This is a genomic window from Streptomyces sp. 63XJN7_1_ISO-PGPR-S23-121 (assembly GCF_056173025.1).
Genome location: NZ_CM149653.1, coordinates 778,923 through 797,583, shown reverse-complemented (window position 1 = coordinate 797,583; position 18,661 = coordinate 778,923). Strand labels below are relative to the sequence as shown.

The 18,661-nt window shown below is 69.3% G+C and carries 16 protein-coding genes; 8 read left to right on the top strand and 8 right to left on the bottom strand.

The genetic code is table 11. From position 1 onward, the window contains the following. Position 1: 1 nt before the first annotated feature. A complete protein-coding gene (locus AC0VYN_RS03785; RefSeq protein WP_385459094.1) occupies positions 2-721 on the bottom strand; it encodes a LuxR C-terminal-related transcriptional regulator in 720 nt (239 codons plus the stop codon). After that, on the bottom strand, positions 718-2,010 hold the full coding sequence (locus tag AC0VYN_RS03780; protein WP_475534766.1) for a PspC domain-containing protein: 1,293 nt from the start codon (positions 2,008-2,010) through the stop codon (positions 718-720). Before AC0VYN_RS03780 ends, AC0VYN_RS03785 begins: the two co-directional genes overlap by 4 nt. A 180-nt stretch (positions 2,011-2,190) precedes the next feature. On the opposite strand from AC0VYN_RS03780, the gene AC0VYN_RS03775 reads away from it, so the two are divergent. The 3 genes from AC0VYN_RS03775 (at position 2,191) to AC0VYN_RS03765 (ending at position 5,592) form a co-directional block, all read left to right on the top strand. Then, positions 2,191-3,606, top strand: coding sequence for a PspC domain-containing protein (locus AC0VYN_RS03775; RefSeq protein WP_475534765.1), 1,416 nt, complete (start codon positions 2,191-2,193; stop codon positions 3,604-3,606). After that, positions 3,593-3,841: a hypothetical protein gene (locus AC0VYN_RS03770; RefSeq protein ID WP_475534764.1), complete on the top strand. Its 249-nt coding sequence runs from the start codon at positions 3,593-3,595 to the stop codon at positions 3,839-3,841. Before AC0VYN_RS03775 ends, AC0VYN_RS03770 begins: the two co-directional genes overlap by 14 nt. A gap of 200 nt (positions 3,842-4,041) precedes the next feature. Then, positions 4,042-5,592, top strand: a complete 1,551-nt coding sequence (locus AC0VYN_RS03765; RefSeq protein ID WP_475534763.1) for a recombinase family protein — start codon at positions 4,042-4,044, stop codon at positions 5,590-5,592. Between the two features lie 612 nt (positions 5,593-6,204). On the opposite strand, the gene AC0VYN_RS03760 is transcribed toward AC0VYN_RS03765, so the two are convergent. Further along, the gene (locus AC0VYN_RS03760; protein ID WP_475534762.1) at positions 6,205-7,017 is read right to left on the bottom strand and encodes a hypothetical protein; all 813 of its coding nucleotides are present in this window, start codon (positions 7,015-7,017) and stop codon (positions 6,205-6,207) included. 878 nt (positions 7,018-7,895) lie between these two features. Between AC0VYN_RS03760 and AC0VYN_RS03755 the strand changes: the two genes are divergently transcribed. Next, a complete protein-coding gene (locus tag AC0VYN_RS03755) occupies positions 7,896-8,477 on the top strand; it encodes a recombinase family protein (RefSeq protein WP_475534761.1) in 582 nt (193 codons plus the stop codon). A 76-nt stretch (positions 8,478-8,553) separates the two neighbouring features. On the opposite strand, the gene AC0VYN_RS03750 is transcribed toward AC0VYN_RS03755, so the two are convergent. Both AC0VYN_RS03750 and AC0VYN_RS03745 read right to left on the bottom strand, forming a co-directional pair. Beyond that, on the bottom strand, positions 8,554-9,075 hold the full coding sequence (locus tag AC0VYN_RS03750) for a DoxX family membrane protein (protein ID WP_475534760.1): 522 nt from the start codon (positions 9,073-9,075) through the stop codon (positions 8,554-8,556). Positions 9,076-9,213: 138 nt separating this feature from the next. Beyond that, positions 9,214-10,509 (bottom strand): hypothetical protein, encoded by a 1,296-nt coding sequence (locus tag AC0VYN_RS03745; protein WP_475534759.1) that lies wholly within the window; start codon positions 10,507-10,509, stop codon positions 9,214-9,216. A gap of 192 nt (positions 10,510-10,701) precedes the next feature. Between AC0VYN_RS03745 and AC0VYN_RS03740 the strand changes: the two genes are divergently transcribed. Together AC0VYN_RS03740 and AC0VYN_RS03735 are read left to right on the top strand one after the other, a co-directional pair. Then, entirely contained in the window at positions 10,702-11,595 is an 894-nt protein-coding gene (locus AC0VYN_RS03740) for a DUF4429 domain-containing protein (protein WP_475534758.1), read from the top strand. Between the two features lie 83 nt (positions 11,596-11,678). Continuing rightward, the gene (locus tag AC0VYN_RS03735) at positions 11,679-12,161 is read left to right on the top strand and encodes a pyridoxamine 5'-phosphate oxidase family protein (protein WP_475534757.1); all 483 of its coding nucleotides are present in this window, start codon (positions 11,679-11,681) and stop codon (positions 12,159-12,161) included. Between the two features lie 9 nt (positions 12,162-12,170). On the opposite strand, the gene guaA is transcribed toward AC0VYN_RS03735, so the two are convergent. Further along, on the bottom strand, positions 12,171-13,751 hold the full coding sequence (gene guaA, locus AC0VYN_RS03730; RefSeq protein WP_475534756.1) for a glutamine-hydrolyzing GMP synthase: 1,581 nt from the start codon (positions 13,749-13,751) through the stop codon (positions 12,171-12,173). 343 nt (positions 13,752-14,094) lie between these two features. Between guaA and AC0VYN_RS03725 the strand changes: the two genes are divergently transcribed. Next, on the top strand, positions 14,095-14,382 hold the full coding sequence (locus tag AC0VYN_RS03725) for a chorismate mutase (protein ID WP_385459112.1): 288 nt from the start codon (positions 14,095-14,097) through the stop codon (positions 14,380-14,382). A gap of 501 nt (positions 14,383-14,883) precedes the next feature. On the opposite strand, the gene AC0VYN_RS03720 is transcribed toward AC0VYN_RS03725, so the two are convergent. Continuing rightward, the gene (locus AC0VYN_RS03720; protein WP_475534755.1) at positions 14,884-15,303 is read right to left on the bottom strand and encodes a hypothetical protein; all 420 of its coding nucleotides are present in this window, start codon (positions 15,301-15,303) and stop codon (positions 14,884-14,886) included. A gap of 450 nt (positions 15,304-15,753) precedes the next feature. On the opposite strand from AC0VYN_RS03720, the gene AC0VYN_RS03715 reads away from it, so the two are divergent. Continuing rightward, a complete protein-coding gene (locus tag AC0VYN_RS03715) occupies positions 15,754-16,740 on the top strand; it encodes an LAETG motif-containing sortase-dependent surface protein (RefSeq protein WP_475534754.1) in 987 nt (328 codons plus the stop codon). Between the two features lie 83 nt (positions 16,741-16,823). On the opposite strand, the gene AC0VYN_RS03710 is transcribed toward AC0VYN_RS03715, so the two are convergent. Beyond that, positions 16,824-18,641 carry a GMC family oxidoreductase N-terminal domain-containing protein gene (locus tag AC0VYN_RS03710; RefSeq protein ID WP_475534753.1) on the bottom strand — a complete coding sequence of 606 codons (1,818 nt, stop codon included), beginning with the start codon at positions 18,639-18,641 and terminating at the stop codon, positions 16,824-16,826. Positions 18,642-18,661 lie beyond the last annotated feature (20 nt).

Here is an 18,661-nt window from a genome sequence, read left to right as displayed (position 1 = left end):
GTCACACCAGCCGGCGGGCGGTCGCCCAGCGGGTCAGCTCGTGGCGGTTGGAGAGCTGGAGCTTGCGGAGCACCGCGGAGACGTGGGACTCGACCGTCTTGACGGAGATGTACAGCTGCTTGGCGATCTCCTTGTACGCGTAGCCGCGGGCGATCAGACGCAGGACCTCGCGCTCGCGCTGGGTGAGGCGGTCGAGGTCCTCGTCGACCGGCGGGGCGTCGGTGGAGGCGAAGGCGTCCAGCACGAAGCCGGCCAGCCGTGGGGAGAAGACCGCGTCGCCCTCCTGGACCCGGAAGACCGAGTCGACCAGGTCCGCGCCGGTGATCGTCTTGGTGACGTAGCCGCGCGCACCGCCGCGGATCACGCCGATCACGTCCTCCGCCGCGTCCGAGACGGACAGCGCCAGGAAGCGGACGGGCCGCTCGGCGTCGGCCATCAGCGGGGCGCACCGGCGCAGCACCTCGACGCCGCCGCCGCCCGGGAGGTGGACGTCGAGGAGGACCACCTCGGGCCGGGTCGCGGTGATGACGGTGACGGCCTGGTCCACGTCGGCGGCCTCCCCGACGACCTCGACGCCGGTCTGCGCGGTCTGGCCGATCTCTGCCTGGACGCCGGTGCGGAACATGCGGTGGTCGTCGACGAGGACCACGCGCACCCGGCGCTCCCCCGCGCCGCCGTCCGCCGGTCCCGCCGTTCCGTTGCCCTCGGTCGGGTAGCTCATGACGTCTTCTCCGCCCTCTCCATCTCCAGTTCGACCTCCGTGCCGCCGTCCGGCACCGCGCGCAGCCGCGCCGTGCCGCCGTTGCGCTCCATGCGGCCGATGATCGATTCCCTGACGCCCATGCGGTCGGCGGGTATCGAGTCGAGGTCGAAGCCGGGGCCGCGGTCCCGCACGGACACGAAGACCGTCCTGCCCTCGACCTCGGCGTAGACCTGAACCGCGCCGCCCTCGCCACCGTACTTGGCGGCGTTCACCATGGCTTCGCGTGCCGCCTGCATCTGTGCGCCGATCCTCTCGTCGAGCGGGCAGTCGCCGACGACCACGACCTCGATGGGCACACCGTGCTTGTCCTCGACCTCGGCGGCGTTGCGCCTGACCGCCTCGGCGAGGGTAGTGGGCTCGTCGTCCTCGTCCTTGCCGTTGCCCTCGGGCTTGTAGAGCCAGGCGCGCAGGTCGCGTTCCTGGGCGCGGGCGAGGCGGCGCACCTCGCCGGCGTTCTCCGCGTTGCGCTGGATCAGGGTGAGGGTGTGCAGCACGGAGTCGTGCACGTGGGCGGCGACCTCCGCCCGTTCCTGGGCGCGGATGCGCATCAGCCGCTCCTCGGAGAGGTCCTGCGTCATGCGCACCAGGTAGGGACCGGCGAGGAGGGTGATGCCGACGAGGACGGCGAGCGCGGCCTGGAGGACGGAGCCCAGGTGGGCGGCCGACCCCTGGAGGACGAAGATGCCGGAGACGCCGGCCGTCACCAGCAGGACACCGGCGACCGAGCGCAGCAGGGTGACCGTGCGCCGGTCCCGGCCGACCTCGGCCCAGCGGGCCCTGCGGGCGTTGTCCGCCTGGCGCCAGACGAGGGCGACGCCCGCGCCGACGAGCACCACCGGCCACAGGTAGGCCTTGGCGCCGTTGCCGAGGTTCACGTTGCCCACGAAGACCATGGCCACGACGACCATGAGCAGCAGGGCGACGATCTGCCCCCGGTCCGGCTTGCGCGCGATGAGTCTGCGGCGGCCGTCCGGCGAGGTCTCGGCCGTGACCAGGGACGGCGGCCGCTGGGCGTCGACGCCGCCGACGCCGAGCGGGACGAAGAACCAGAAGGCCGCGTAGAGCAGCGCACCGAGGCCGTCGGCCATGAACAGGCCGACGAAGACGAGCCGGACCCAGATGACGGGCAGCCCGAGATGCCCGGCGAGCCCCCGCGCCACACCACCGAGCCAGCGTCCGTCGCTGCTGCGGTAGAGCTTGCGCGGCGGCCGCGTGTCGAGGAGGGGAGGTGCTGCGGCGTCCGGCATGTCAACGATGGTCACACGGCCGGCCGAGGGGCAGCATCAGGGTCGGTCCCCCAGACGCCCCTGATCTTCGGCGCGCGGCCCCCGCGAGCTCTTCCCGGGCGCCGGGTGGGGGCCGATATCAGGGTCCGACCAGGGTCGTACCGGCTGCCGGCACGCCGTCGCGCCCGTCACCATGGACCCATGACAGATCACGAGCACGCCGCGACGGGCCCGGGACCCGGCTCCGGGCCCCGCCCGCCGCGGGGCACCGGCCCGCGGGACGCCGCGCCCGCCGCGGATGCCGGGGACGCCCTGGGGTCCGCGGGCGGCGGTGCGGACGGTCCGGGGCCCGTCCCCAGGTTCCGGCGCGACCGGCCGCACAGGACGCTCGCCGGGGTGTGCGCCGGGCTCGGGCGGCAGTGCGACATGGACCCGGTGATCTTCCGCATCACGCTCGTGGTGCTGGCCGCGACCGGGGGCATCGGCCTCATCTTCTACGGCTTCGCCTGGCTCTTCGTCCCGTACGACGACGAGGACGAGAACGAGGTGCGCAAGCTGCTGACCGGCCGGGTGGACGGCCAGGCCCTGGCGGCCGTGCTGTTCGCCCTGGTCGGCTGCGGGGTGTTCCTGACCATGCTGAACAACGGCGGGGTGCTCACCTTCGCCGTGATCCTCTCCCTCCTCCTCGCGGGGGCGGGCTACTGGTCGCGGCAGCGCGGCACTCCCGGCCCCGACCCGCTCGCCGCCCAGGCCGTCGCCGACGCCCCGCCCGAGGCCAAGGCGCCGCCGGCCGCCGCCGGCTACCCGTCCTGGTGGCGCGACCCCATCGTCAAGGACGGCACCCACGTCGGCGGCACGGGCTACCTGTGGGGCCCCCGGGACTCCCGCGACCGGGACGTCGCGGCGGCCGTCTCCACGGGGCGCGGTGCCCCTCGCGACCGGGAGACCCCGGCCGGCCGGTCCTGCCGGCGCCCGCAGCCGCGCGGCGCGCACGGCATCGGCGGCTGGATCTTCCTGCTCGCCCTGCTGGCGGGCTTCCTCGGCACCCGCCTGACCTGGGACGAACGCCCGCTCGGCACCAGTCTGCAGACGGGGCTCGCCTGCGCGCTGGCGGTCTTCGGGGTGGGGATCGCGGTCAGCGCCTTCCTGGGCCGTACGGGAGCCGGCTCGGTCTTCCTGGCGATCGTCACGGCGGGCCTGCTCGCCGGGTCGGCCGCGCTGCCGGAGGACGCCGGCACCGAGTGGACGCGGAGCACCTGGACGCCGACGACGGCCGCGGGCCTCCGCGGACAGTACGACGTGGGCACGGGCACCGGCACCCTCGACCTGTCCCGCCTGGACCTGGCAGAGGGGCAGACGGTGACCACCCGGGCCGACGTGGGAGTGGGGCGCATCCGGGTGATCGTGCCGCGGGACGTGACCGTGCGGCTCAGCGTCGACGTGGGCGTGGGCGACATCCAGTTGCCCGGCGACGACTCGAAGGACGTGGACGTGGCGCCGGGCAAGCACAAGGAGGTCACGCTGGCCCCCGCCGAGGGCGCCGACGGTGCCGGCACGCTCGACCTCGACCTCGAGGTCGGCCTCGGACAGGCGGAGGTGTCCCGTGCTGCGTCATGACTTCCAGCCCGGCCGGCTGGTCGCCGGCGCCTTCCTGACCCTGGCGGGCGTGATCTACGCCGGAGACGCCGGGGGCCTGTGGGAGACCCCGTGGTTCGTGATCGTCCCCGTCGTCTCCGGCGGCCTCGGCCTGGCCGGCGCGGTCGGGGTGCTGGCCCGGGAGGCCCGCCGGCGCCGGCGCGCGCTGCGCACGGCCCCGGACGCGGACGGGCCCCGGGCGGACCCGACGGGCTGACGGCCGGCCCGACGGGCCGACGGCCGGACCGACGCGGCGAAGGACCGACGGCGCCTACCGGTACCCGCCGGTAGGCCGGCGGCGACGGGTGCGCAGCGCCGCGTCCAGCGACAGCAGCGGAGTGCCCGCGAGGACGAGGGGGAGCCAGGCCATCAAATAGGCGAGGTCACTGGCGTACTGCTGTTGTAGGGTCGCTCACTGTGAAGACTGTGCGGGTACTGATCGCCCTGCGGATCAGCAACGAGACCGACGCCTCCACCTCACTGGAGCGGCAACTACAGGACTGCATGGCCTACGTCGAGGAGAGGCGGCACCTGGGATGGCAGGTGGTGGGAGTAGCCAAGGACGCTCACATCTCCGCTACCAAATCTCATCCATTTGAGAGACCGAAACTCGGAGAGTGGCTGAATAACAGAGCGCCCGAGTTTGATCTCCTGCTTTTCTGGAAGATGGACAGGTTCGTCCGCAAAGTCGTCGACATGCAGGACATGATCAAATGGGCGACTGCGCATGGCGGAAAGTCGCTGGTTTCCGCCAAAGAACCGGTGCTCGACATGGTCGGTCCTTTTCGGCACGTCATCATCGATCTCTTTGCGGCTATCGCTGAGACTGAAGCACAGAACATCTCCATGCGAGTTAAGTCGTTCCAGAACTACGCGAAATCCAAGAACGTATGGGCCAAGGGAAATCCTCCCTACGGTTATGAATCATTCCGTGACATTGACGGAGCCATGAGGCTCCGGGTGCGCGAAACACAGAAGGATGTCATTCGGGAGATTTATAAGCGGGTTGTCGAGGACGGAGAACCCTACTCGACTATCTGTGATGACCTCAACGCTAGAGGAATTATGTCACCTGGGGCAGAGAGGATGTCGAATCGCCGAAAGAATAACGGCGACTCCCCCCCGATATGGCGTAGCCGCACCATCACAACCATTCTGAGGTCGGAAACCATCCTCGGCTGGAAGTGTGAGGAAGTGAAGGTACCCGGAAAGAAGTACGGGGTATCCCAGCCTATCGTGACTTCTGAAGGAAAGATCAGGATGGCTGATCCAATCCTCACAAACGACGAATGGGCCAAGCTCCAAGAAGAGATGAACAGTCGTCCTAGCTCTGCCCGTCGCTCCACAAAAAACACGACTGCCTATCGTGGAGTTGTCATGTGTGGCGGATGTGGAAGGAACCTGTATCTCTTCAACCCTGAGAGGCAACAGGGTAGGCCGGTGTACCGCTGCAATAGGGCGGCTAACCGTGAATCCTGCGGTAAGGGATACGCCTTCCGTGCCGAGAAAGTCGAAGAGATTGTAGAGAAAATGGTGCTGGGAGTCATCGGAGATGTCCCCATGCATGAGCGCTACTACGTCAAGGGATCGAATAACACTCAGAGGCTTCACGAAATCGAGGAGTACGTGACGGAACTTCAGAGGTCTATCCGCCCCGGCGGGAAGAACTCTTCAGGATTTGCCAAGAAGTCCACCGAGGAAGAGATTGCAGCCCTGTACGAGGAGCACGACTCCCTTTCCGCCGAGGGCGATAAGCCAGACCGTTACGAGTACCGATCTACCGGAGAGACCTTCCGTCACATGTGGGAGAGGAACAAAGAAAACAAGGACGAAAGGACGCGTCACCTATTGAAAGCGGGAGTCAGCATCCGCCTTAATCCCCTCGTTAAGGGCGTATCAAATACGGTTGACTTTGGCGCAGAGGTCGACCTAGGGAAGAGTCTGCATCAGCCATTCACTATTCATTAAGGAATGAATCACTCGCCGCTCTGGCTCTCTGATCTCCAGGGAGCCAGCTCTCCAGTCTTCTGCTCCCAACGGCAATCCTGACAGTTGCCCGCCCTGCCACCCTTGCGGCGAGGATCTTTCCTGAACATCGAGACAGGCAGTGTCCGCTCACACCTTGGACATACCCGAGTCTCTGACACTGACATTCTCCAGACATGCAAAAGGACCGGCTAGGCGTACCCAACCGGTCCCATTGCGGTGACTCTATTTACTCCTCTGGGTAAGGCCAGAGGAGGCAGAGCACAGCACAGAGCGTCCAGGAATCCAGCGTCTGAAGCTCCGTCCAGCCTGCTTCGTCTGCCGCTTTCCTGAGTGCGCCTGGCGGGTAGCCTAAGCCTTGTTCAGCTTCGGTGAACGTGAGACTTAAGCCGTTCTGTTCGGGGGTGCCGGTCATCGCGCTTCCCCCTCCCTTCTTCGGTTGGGTACAGCCCACAGGGTATCTGCTTGCAGAGGATCTGTGCAGGGGTACGGCCAAGGCCAGGTGATCAGCCTTGGCTCTCTTCCCTCTCATAGAATCTTTCCTAGAAACAAAGAAAGCCCCCCGGCTCAATACCGGGGGGCTTTCTCATGGGCTCAGTAGATTTCTCCAACGTAACTGCAATCCTCATCCCATGCAGGCTTACTGTAGTGCTGTGCCGGAATGCGCTTCGATTCAGCAACAGGAACCGGGGTCGGAGGATTCGGGTTCGGTTCCACTAGGCCGTCAACCTTCACCAGAGAATCAAGGTGTGCCTCGGTGTACTGGAAATCCAATGCAAGGGACGCCTGATATGTAAGGCGTCCATCCTCGGTCAACTCCCAATACTCAAGATTCTCACCCTGACTATGCCCGGCCCGTGGGGCAGAATCCATTTCACCGGCGGAGACACACCACGTGAACAGACCGGCATGGAGATCCAGAGTGGTCTTGGCAGCAGCCATAGCCTTGTAAGCCTTTTCCCACTCGTCACGTGCCTTGGCTGCCTTCTCAGCTTCCTTGAGACCCATAGCCTTCAGCTCACCAAACAAAGCATCCGAATACTCCTGCTTAGCCTTCTGAATTAGGACCTTATGAGCTGACACCGTTCGGCCGTAATCATCCATCTTAACCTTGACCGGGGCAAAGAATGCTTCCTTATCAGGGAGAGGCTTACCAGCCTCTACGGCAGCAATCTCAAGTTTCCTGAGTTCCCTCTTAGCCTCTTCCAGAGCAGTGCAACTGTGCCGAGGCTTAGGCTCCCCGATCCTTCGTACGTCTCTGGTGCAGTATCGGGAGTTTTCCTGAATGTACTTCTCGTAAGCTGCCTCGGCGTCCTGATATGCCTTACGAAGGTTCTTAACCTTAGGGCTCAGGGGAAGGTCTGCCGGAGGTTCGGTTGCAAAGTTAGTGTCATAGCGATTAAACATGGTTGTACTCCTTGATAGGTGACAGTAGAGACAAGAAAAGGGCCCGGTCGTGAAACCGGGCCCTATCTCTTCTCTCATGGGAGGTCTAGACCCACCTACCCAGTAGAGAGAACTAAGAGGCATCCTTCTTCGGGGATGCCTGTAGAGGAATACTTCTCTAAGAGACAGTCTTAAGTAACTCACAAGAGGACAACGGCTAGAGAAGACACTGCCCCCCTACCCCCCACAGTAGAACTAGCAAAGCAAGGGGTAGGGAGGAAGCGTTCATCTCTACGCTGTCTTCTCACAGGGAGGAATCCGTATAGAGCCCATAACGACTTGGGAACTGCCTGGCACATTGGCCACACCAGAGGCACACCGCCGAGTGTGCATGGTCCCCGAGAATAAATCTCACCCTGTATGTACCTGTCCCCCGTGGTCTGATCGGACATCAAAGCCTCAGAATGAGACGTAGACCACACGGAATGAGCGCAGCCAAGACTAAGAGCGTCTCTGATGGCACCACCTAGAGGCTCAGCAAGGCCAGGAAGGCCCCTGTACGCCGTTCTAACGGCCTTACACCCCTTCCTTAGTCTCCCTAAGTCTCCCTAGTCCATCTAGGACCCTCAGAGGCTCTCAGAGAGCCTCACAGAGCTTTCAAACCCGTACAGGATGGAAGGGCAGTGCCCCTGCGGTCCTCATGACGTGCACGCACATGCATTACCCCCGGGGGTGCATGACATGAGGGTGCAGAGGGTGTCTCACGCCGTCTCAGAATCGATGGTTTACGAGACAGGATGCAGAGGCCAGCCGGACACCCTCTGAGGGTGTTCAAAACCCGTCTCACAATCCCTCTAGATCGCTTGACATTCTGAGATGAGTTTTGAGACGCTGTAGACATGGCGACGAAGCAGAGCAGCAGCGGCCACCTGATCGGGTACAAGCGAGTCAGCACCAAGGCTCAGGATGCACAGCTACAGGCTGATGCGCTGTCAGAGGCAGGGTGCGCCAAGGTCTTTGAGGACAAGCTCTCCGGCAAGAACACGGAGCGTCCGGGACTGCTGGCAGCACTGGACTACATGAGGGAGGGGGACACCCTCTGTGTCTGGAAGCTGGACAGGCTTGGGAGGTCCACTAAGGACGTGCTCACGATCGCTGAGGAGCTGCACAGCAAGGGGATCGCTCTCCGCATCCTCACCGGGACTCTCGCTGGTAGCTACTCCCCCAAGGGAGAGGGGAAGTTCTTCTTCACGATGATGGTCGCCTTTGCTGAGCTTGAGAGAGACATGATCGTTGAGAGGACAAGGGCAGGGCTGGAAGCTGCCAAGGCGCAGGGGCGTACCGGAGGAAGGCCCACTGTCATCACGGATGACCTCCTGACCGTGGCCAAGGCGAGGAAGGCCAAGGGGGAGAGTGTCAGTGCCATAGCCAAGGCCCTGGGGGTCTCCAGGGCGACCCTGTACCGACACCTGAGCGACTGAGCCTGAGAGTCCCTGAGAGGCCCCCTAGCGTCATGCTGGGGGGCCTTCCTCATGTCACGTCATCCCTGGTCACGGCCTAGTAAATCCGCCTGCGGCGTCGACGCCTGACCAGGGCATCCAGCGACCAGTAGGGCGCTCCAGCCAGCACGAGGGGGACCCAGCAAAACATGTACGGGAGGTCGTTGCCGTAGTAGTACGGGTCGGAGGCCCAGCTCACGGTCAGCCACAGGCTGAGCGAGATCAGCGCGCCGCCGAGCGCCGCCAGGCGGCCCAGCAGCCCGAGCAGCGTGCCGATGCCGACGGCCAGCTCGCCCAGGGCGATGGCGTAGCCGAAGCCGGCCGGGTTCTTCAGGGCCAGGTCGACCAGGGCCGGGATGGCCGAGGAGTCGCGGACGGTGCGCATCATGTCGCCGATGGACCCGGCGCCCGAGTCCTTCAGGAACGCGCTGTCGGTGAGCTTGTCCAGGCCCGCGTAGACGAACGTGACGCCCAGGAAGATCCGCAGGGGCAGGAGGGCGTACCGGCCGGCGACGTCGCGCCAGTCCCGGCCGCCGTCGAGGCCGGACATGTGCGGATCCGTCCGCATGCCGTGAGTCATCAGTGCCAGCCGCCTCTCGCCACGCGCGCCGAACTCCCGACAGACCATACGTACGGAGGACGGGCCGCGCTCGATCCTGGTGGGTTTTCTTCCTGTCGGTTCCGACAGGTGGTCGTAAGCCGGGGTCCGGACGGGCGGTCAGTCCGTCACGTCGATCGCGTACCGGTTCGTCTCCACGCCGGCGCCCGTGATCACCTGGACCTCCACCCGGCCCGGTTCCACGTCCGCCGGCACCGGCACGGTCAGCAGGGCGTCCGTCGGGTTGCTGAAGCCGCCGGTCACCGGGACCAGGGGCACGTGCACGTTGACGGCACCGATGCGGACGACCATGCGCGACAGGCGGTCCGCGCGATCGGCGCCCGGCGGCACGAAGCCGGCGCCGCGGATCTCGATGTCGTCGCCGGTGCGGATCGGGGCGTCCAGGTCACCGGCCTCGCGCGCCCGGACCACGGACAGGACGACCGGCCGGCCGCCCTCCGCGTACTTGCCGGCCACGTAGGTCGCCGCCGACACCAGCACCACCACGGCGAGCCCCCACGGCAGGTCGGGCAGCTGCTCCGGCCGCCGGGCCAGCCGGACCGCCGCGAACACCAGGGCGACCGCGCTGATCACGACGTACTGGATGTCGGCGAACGTCCCGCGGCCGGCGTCGTCCGTCAGCAGGTCGGCCGCGCGCGGCCGGTCGGCGCGCACCTTCTGGAGCCGCTGCCCCAGCACCCGCAGCCCGACCACCCGCCGCACCAGCACCGCGATCCCGCACACCACCGCGAGCACGGTCACCACACCGGCGCCGCGCGCGAGTTCGAGCCCGGAGATCAGCGCGTCCCGCCTCCCGTGTCCCGAGGCCACCGCCAACTGACCGGCCAGGACGAGCACCGCGTAGGCGACGAGGAGCACCCAGGCCGCCGCCACGGCACGGGACGTGGAGAGGCGGTTGTCCTCGCCGATCACCGGGGCCAGTGCCCCGCCCCGCGCCCGGTGGAACCAGGACGCCGCCGTCAGCGCCCCGGCCACGACCACGGCCGCGGCCAGCCCGGCGGTGCGGGCCGCCGACCAGCCGGCGCCGACCGCGGTGAGCGCCTGGGCGAGCAGCAGCACCACGACCGCGGCCCACACGGCGACGGACGTGCGGCGCCCCAGGCCCGCGAGCCACGCCTCGCCCTCGGCCCGGCCGCGCTCGGCGACGGCCTCCGCGGACTGGGTCAGCTCCTCGGAGACCCACTGCCGGGAGGCCGAGGCCGAGTGGGCCACCGCGGCCGGCAGCCCCTGCCCGGCGGCGAACTCGTCCCGTCTGAGCAGGAACGCGGCGACCGCCCTGCGGTGTCCCTCGCGGGCTCCGTGCGGGCAGTCCCCGCACGTGCAGCCGCCGCCGTGCGGCCCCTCGTACGCGCCCCTGCCCGAGCCGCTCCCGCGTCTCGTCTCCTGCACCGCCACGCCCGACGCCCGCCTTCCCGAAACCTGCCGAAACACCCGCGGCACACGCATGCGCCGGCACCCTTAAGTCCCCTGTGACGAAAGCGAATTGTGCCGTACGCGACGCCTCGTGCGCCCGGCGGCCCCGGTCCCCTCTGCTCAGCGCGGGTGACGCGCGAACCGCCGTGTTGACCCGGCTGCGAGAATCCCGTCATGGCCGAGATCATCCAGCGCGACGGGACCTGGGCGTTCGACGGCAGCACGGTCCGGATCACACCGGGCCTCCACCGCTCGGTGCCGCTGTTCCGGCAGACGTACGGGGAGGTCTCCGTCCCGCTGGAGGCGGTCGCGGGCGTCGTCTTCGCACCCGGGCGCGGAGGCGGCCGGCTGCGCCTGCGGCTGCGCGAGGGCGCCGATCCCCTGCTCCAGGCGACCGGCGGGCGGCTGCCCGACGCGGCGGAACCGTACCGGCTGGTGGTGGACGCCGACCGCTGCGGGGTGGCCGAGTACGTCGCCGAGGAGGTCCGCCGCGCGCTGCTGCTCGACCGCGTCCCCGAGGAGCCCGTCCGGGCCTACCTGCTGCCGGGGCCGCCGGTGCCGGTCTCGGTCCGTTCCTCGGACGGCACCGTCTCCTTCGACGGCGGCGAGGTGCGCATCGACTGGGCCGACACCTCGGACCGGGTCAAGCGCGCCGCCGGCCCGCGGATCATCGGCGTCGGCGACCTGGTCCGCGTCGAGTGGCTGCCCGGCTCGGGCCGCGCGGACGGCTTCCTGCGGTTCGTGACGCGGGACGGGGGGATCTCCGGGCTGCCGCCGGAGAAGGACCCGCACGCCCTGGACCTGTGGGGCAACGCCCGTCGTGACCTGCTCACCGCGCTGATCGCCGCCGCGGTCACGGCCCGCCTCCCGCACCCGTCGACCCGCCCGGGCCCCGGTGACGGGGAGTCCGGGGAGACCGTGCGGGGCGCGGCCCCCGCCGGACATCACGACGCGCTGCTGCGCCGGCTGCGCGAGCTGGGCGAGCTGCACCGCGGCGGCGTCCTCACGGACCACGAGTTCGCGGCGACGAAGGCGGCCGTGCTCCGGGGTTTCCGGGGCGGCGCCTGACGCCCGCCGGGAGCCCCGCGGCGCGGGCACGCCGGGCGGAATACCCGACAGAGGACGTCGGGGACGGGCGCCACACTCCTCGTATGACACCGAACACCGCGGACTGGGCTTTCTTCACGGCCGCCGAACCCGAACTCGCCGCCCTCGTCGAGGCCCGCTTCGGCGCGCACCGGCACCACACGCTCGCGACCCTGCGCCGGGACGGCTCGCCCCGCACCTCGGGCCTGGAGGTGCGCTTCCTCGGCGGCGAGCTGTGGCTCGGCATGATGCACGGCTCGCTCAAGGCGCTCGACCTGCGCCGCGACCCGCGCTTCGCGCTCCAGGCGAACCCCGGGGAGGGCACCGGCATGGACGGCGGCGACGTCCGGATCTGCGGGCGGGCCGTCGAGGTCGAGGACCCCGCGACCAAGGGCGGATACGTGAAAGAGGTGGAACCGCCGCAGCCGTTCCACCTCTTCCGCACCGAGCTGACGGAGGTCGTACGGACCTTCGTCGAGGACGACACCTACCTCGTCGCCCAGGTCTGGAGGCCCGGTGAGCCGGTGCGCGCGCTCAGACGGACCTGACCGCCGGGACTACTCCCACTCGATGGTGCCCGGCGGCTTCGAGGTGACGTCGAGGACCACGCGATTGACGTCCTTGACCTCGTTGGTGATGCGGGTGGAGATCTTGCCGAGGACCTCGTACGGCAGGCGCGACCAGTCGGCCGTCATCGCGTCCTCGGAGGACACGGGGCGCAGCACGATCGGGTGGCCGTAGGTGCGGCCGTCACCCTGGACGCCGACCGAGCGGACGTCGGCGAGCAGCACCACGGGGCACTGCCAGATGTCGCGGTCGAGACCGGCCGCCGTCAGCTCCTCGCGGGCGATGGCGTCGGCCTCGCGGAGCAGGTCGAGCCGCTCCTTGGTGACCTCGCCGACGATGCGGATGCCGAGGCCCGGGCCGGGGAACGGCTGGCGCTGGACGATCTCCTCGGGAAGGCCGAGCTCCTGGCCGACCATGCGGACCTCGTCCTTGAACAGCTTGCGCAGCGGCTCGATCAGCTTGAACTCGAGGTCCTCGGGCAGGCCGCCCACGTTGTGGTGGGACTTGATGTTCGCGGCACCGGTGCCGCCGCCGGACTCGACCACGTCCGGGTACAGGGTGCCCTGGACCAGGAACTCCACGGCCGGGCCCTCGTCGGCGATGATCTCCGCCTGGGCCTGCTCGAAGACGCGGATGAACTCGCGGCCGATGATCTTCCGCTTCTCCTCGGGGTCGGAGACCCCGGCGAGCGCCTTCAGGAACCGCTCCTCGGCGTCCACGACCTTCAGCTGGACGCCGGTCGCGGCGACGAAGTCCTTCTCGACCTGCTCGGTCTCGCCCTTGCGCATCAGGCCGTGGTCGACGTAGACGCAGGTGAGCTGGGAGCCGATGGCCTTCTGGACGAGGGCGGCGGCGACGGCGGAGTCCACGCCGCCGGACAGGCCGCAGATGGCGCGCCGGTCGCCGACCTGCTCGCGGATGGCCGCGACCTGCTCCTCGATCACGTTGCCCGTGGTCCAGTCGGGGGCCAGGCCGGCGCCCCGGTACAGGAAGTGCTCCAGCACCTGCTGCCCGTGCGTGGAGTGCATCACCTCGGGGTGGTACTGCACGCCGTAGAGCTTCTTCTCGTCGTTCTCGAAGGCGGCGACCGGGACCACGGAGGTGGAGCCGGTGACGGTGAAGCCCTCGGGGGCGGCGGAGCAGGCGTCGCCGTGCGACATCCACACCGGCTGCTCGGCCGGGGTGCCCTCGAAGAGGGTGGAGGACGGCTTGGAGACCGACAGCTCGGTGCGGCCGTACTCGCGGGCGCCGGAGTTGTCGACGGTACCGCCGAGGGTCTGCGCCATGAGCTGGAAGCCGTAGCACATGCCGAAGACGGGGACGCCCGCCTCGAACAGGGAGCGGTCGACGGTCGGGGCACCCGGCTCGTACACGGACGACGGGCCACCGGAGAGGATGATGGCCGCCGGGTTCCTGGCGAGCATCTCCTCGACCGGCATGGAGCTCGGCACGATCTCGCTGTAGACCCGCGCCTCGCGGACGCGACGGGCGATGAGCTGGGCGTACTGCGCACCGAAGTCGACGACCAGGACGGTGTCGGGGGCGGCGGCAGCGGGAGTCGCTGATGACACGGGGTGCCTTCCGGCGGTCGGGCGGGGGTCTTGTGCCTCCGAGTCTACCGAGACGGGCAGGTGGGGCGTCCCGCCGCGGTGCCCCCGCCGCACCCGGCTCCGCGTCTCACCATGCGAACCTGCTTGGACACGGTCCGTTCCCGGGGCATACTGGGCCCATGCTCACGCACCAGACCTTCGTCTTTACCTATGGCAACCGGCCCGCCGGCTGCCATGGTCGTGCTGCTTGAGCAACTGACAAGCGACTTCCCAGGCGCCCCGGGCCGACAAGGTCCGGGGCGCCTGCCGTTTCCGGGCCCTGCCGGCCCCGGGGCACCGCCCACCCCGGCGAGGAGCCCCCGAGATGACCGTCACCACCGCAGACAAGACCGGCGCCCGCACGACCGAGGCGGCCGGTGTGATCACCGGCGCCCGTGAGCGCATCGACGCGCTCGACGACCGGATCATCGGGCTGATCCAGGAACGGATGGCCGTCTCCGCGGTCATCCAGGAGGCGCGGATCACGTCCGGCGGCCGGCGGGTGAACCTCTCCCGCGAGATGGACGTCCTCGGCCACTACCGCGAGGCGCTGGGCAAGCCGGGCACGGCGCTGGCGATGACGCTGCTGGAGCTGTGCCGGGGTCGCATCTGAGTTCGGGCACGCTCTCACCCGTACGGTGCGTGACCGCCGCGCGGAACGCTTCGTTGGTCCCGGTGTCCGTGCCAGCCAGGGGCGGGCCCGATGAGAACCACGCGTGGCTCGCTGGGGCGATGAGGCGTACGGATCGCCGTACGCCGTGGGACCTCGCTCCAGGAAGTGACCGGACGGCAGGGGACAGCAGCCCGGTCACCCATGAGAACGGCCGGCTCCGGGGACGCCCGGGGCCGGCCGGCGGGAAAGGCCCGATTCCTGGGCCGGACGGTCGCGGCGCCCACCCCCCGTCGAGCACGAATCCGTACGGACCCGAGTCCCCCGTACGTGCCCCCACCGCATCGCCCCGCACCGGCGCACCGCCGGGGCCGCGGGACGGAGGACCGGCCGCGCGACCCCCCGGCGCCGCCACCCGGGCACCGGCGCTTCCCTGACGTCGGTGCCGGTCGTGAAAGGGCCCCGCGGACACGTCCCGCGGGGCCCTCCGCCTGCCGCCGCGCCCTACTGCCCCATGGCCCCGGGGACCGACTCGACCGGGTCGCCGGGCTGCCACTCCGCCGACGTCCAGTCGGGCGTGGGGGTCGGGCGCGGGGGCGCGGGCGGGGGGTTGGTCCCGCGGTTGGGGTTCTGCGGCACGTCCTCCTGCTGCTCCGCCCCTCCGGCACCGCCGCCGGACGTACCGCCCGAGCCGGTCGAGCCGGTCGTGGCGCGTGTGCCGCCCGTACCGGACGAACCGCCGCGGTCCGTCGTGCCGCCGGTCGCTCCCGAGCCGGTGGAACCCGTCCCGCGCGCCCCCGAGGACGGCGCCGGCCGCGCGGCCGCGGTCTTCTCCGGCGCCGCGGCGGGCGTCGACCGCGCCGGGCCGGGCGACGCGGAGGACGGGCCGGGCTCCGGCGAACGGTCCGCTCCCGGGGCGCTCACCGACGGCGCCGCGCTCGCCGGTGTCCTCCCGCCGCCGGACGGACGCCCGGAATCCGTGGCACCGCCGGCCGAACACCCGGTGACGCACAGGACGGTCAGCGCGGCCGCCGCACACCACACCACCGGTCCCGCACCACCGGCTCTGCCGCCACCCGTCCCGTCCGCTGACACTCTTCGCACGATCTCCCCACCCTGTCGTCCCTCGTGGACCGGCACATTCAACCGAAAAGCGGGGGTGCGGACGATCTTTCGAGGGAGTGACGCAGGCCACATAAGAATTCCGTGAGTCCGGGGACAACCATTCACGGCGGTCGTTGATCAAACACGTCGAACAGATGAACCAAGGGCCGACCCGCGCCCCACTCGCGGAGGCCTCTCCTGACTCGCCCCCCGTGCCGCGCCACGCGGCACGCCGGACATCCCGAGGTCTTCATGAAGCTTCGTCGCGCCATGGCCGCAGCGGCTGCCACGGCAGTGATAGCCCCCTTGGCGCTGCTCGCGGCACCCGCCGCCTACGCGACCGAGTCGCCGGCGCCGTCCGCCTCCTCCAGCACTCCCGCGGGCGAGGACACCGAGTCCCCGGCCCCGACCACCACGGAGTCCGAGACGGCGACCCCGCCCGCGCCGAGCGACCCCGTCACCACCCAGCCCAGCCAGACGGCCACCGAGACCGCTCCCACCCCCGGCGCGTCGGAGACCAGCACCTCCACTCCCACGACGCCGGCGCCGACCACCTCCGCTCCCGAGGAGACGGAGACCCCAGAGCCCGAGCCGTCCCTGTGCGAGGACACCAAGGTCGACGTCAGCATCTCGGGCCTGCCCGGCAAGATCGCGGCGGGCAGCGGCTGGCACAAGTTCTCGCTGAACGTGGCCAACAACTCCGACTCCACGCTCGAGGACCTGGACTACTTCGCCGGCGCCTCCTCCGACGCCGACGGCGAGAACCTGTTCAAGAACAAGCAGGTCAGCCTCCAGGCCTGGAACCCGGACGACAAGGTCTGGGAAGACCTGGACGAGACCGACTACGCGGCCGGGTACGTCGGCTTCACCAACGTCCTCGAGCCCGACTACGAGGTCGACATCCCGATGCGCGTCAACGTGAAGGCGAGCGCCCCGGTCGGCGCCGGCTTCACGCTCGGCGCGACCATCTACGGCGACGCCGACGGCGAGTGCACCGGCTACGGCGACGTGGCGTACAAGTTCCAGATCGTCGCCTCCGGCACGGACACGGACGGCACCAAGCCGCAGGAAGGCGGCAAGGCGCCCGTCACCGACCAGAAGCCGGCGACCACCACGCCGGAGGTCACCGGCAGCCTCGCCGAGACCGGTTCCAGCTCCGCGCTGCCGATGATCGGTCTGGCCGGCGGTCTCGCCGTCCTCGTCGGCGGCGGTGCCGTGTTCGTCGTCCGGCGCCGCAAGACCGGTGCCGAGGCGTAAGGGCTGACGCACACGGCTTGACGCAAGACAGGAAGGACCTGCGCTCGGAGGGGGGCGCAGGTCCTTCTCGTTCGCGGCGGGCGCTACTTCTTCGGCGGCACCGCCGGCATCCCGAGGAACGGCAGCCGCAGCGCGCCGAAGGCCTCCGCCGGGACCGCGGGGGACCTGGGCTCGACGGGAGCCAGGCGCTCGTACGCCGCGCCCTGCGCCGGACGCGGGTCCTCCTCGCCCTTGTTGGGCCAGAACGCCATCGCCCGCTCGGCCTGGGCCGTGATGGTCAGGGACGGGTTGACGCCCAGGTTGGCGGAGACCGCGGCGCCGTCGACGACGGAGATCCCGGGGTGGCCGTAGAGGCGGTGGTAGGGGTCGATGACGCCGGTCTCCCGGGAGTCGCCGATCGGGCAGCCGCCGAGGAAGTGCGCGGTGAGCGGGGTGCCCATCAGCTCGCCGACGTTGGAGCCGGCGAAGCCGTTGATCTCCGCCGCCAGGGCGGAGGCGCCGTCCGTCGCCGCCTTGATCTGCTTGGGGTTGGGCGAGCCGTGGCCCTGGCGGGCGGTGAGCAGGCCCTTGCCGACCCCCGTCGGCTTCAGGTGCGTCGTCAGGGAGTTGTCCAGCGACTGCATCACCAGGCCGATGATGGTCCGCTCCGACCACTTGCGGTTGGACAGGGAGCGCAGGACGTGCACCGGGTGCCGGGCGGCCCGGCCCAGGAAGCCCAGAACGCGCGTGGCACCCGAGGCGGTCTCACCGGCGTACGGGACCTGGAGGATGGACAGGCCGCCCATGGAGTTGGAGCCCTTGCCGTAACGCACCGGCTCGATGTGGGTGTTGGCGTCCGGGTGGACGGACGACGTGATGGCGACGCCGCGCGTGAAGTCGGCCCGTGGCTCCCCGGTGGCCCTGCGGTAGCGCCGGTCGTCGGTCTGGGCGCCGACCAGGGCCTCGGAGTTGGTGCGGGTCAGCTCGCCGAGCCTGTCGGAGAGGTGAGGCAGCTGACGGTTCGCCTTCATGCGGTGCAGCAGCGTCTGGGTGCCGTAGGTGCCGGCGGCGATGACGACGCGGCGGGCCGTGAAGGTGCGGCCGGCGCCCTTCCTCTTCCGGTCGGTGGGAAGCGTGGCGACGGCGAAGCCGCCGCGTGAGTCGTCGGTGACCGACACGACCGTGGTCATCGGGTGGACGACCGCGCCCGCCTTCTCGGCGAGGTACAGGTAGTTCTCGTTGAGGGTGTTCTTCGCCCCGTGCCGGCAGCCGGTCATGCACTCGCCGCACTCGTGGCAGGCCTTGCGGTCCGGGCCCACGCCGCCGAAGTAGGGGTCGGGCACCCGCTCGCCCGGCTCGGCCTTCACCGTCCCGTCGGCGTCCTGGCCGTCGCCGAAGAAGACGCCGACCGGTGCCATGTGGAAGGTGTCGCCGACGCCCATCCGTTCGGCGGCGGCCTTCAGGTGCACGTCGGAGGGGGTCATCGTCGGGTTGAGGCGGACGCCGAGCATGCGGCGGGCCTGGTCGTAGTACGGCGTCAGTTCCTCGTGCCAGTCGGTGATGTCACGCCACTGGGGGTCTTCGAAGAAGGGCTTCGGCGGCACGTAGAGGGTGTTGGCGTAGTTGAGGGAGCCGCCGCCGACCCCGGCGCCCGCCAGCACCATGACGTTGCCGAGCAGGTGGATGCGCTGGATGCCGTACATGCCGAGCTTCGGCGCCCACAGGTAGTTCTTGAGGTCCCAGGAGTTCCTGGGCAGCGACGCCGGCACGAAGCGGCGGCCCGCCTCCAGGACGCCGACCCGGTAGCCCTTCTCCGTCAGGCGGAGGGCGGACACCGATCCGCCGAAGCCGGAACCCACCACGACGACGTCGTAGTCGTACCCGTTCTCGTCCCGGGTCTGGACGGACTTCTCCTGCGACACGTGCTCTCCTCGTCGAGAAC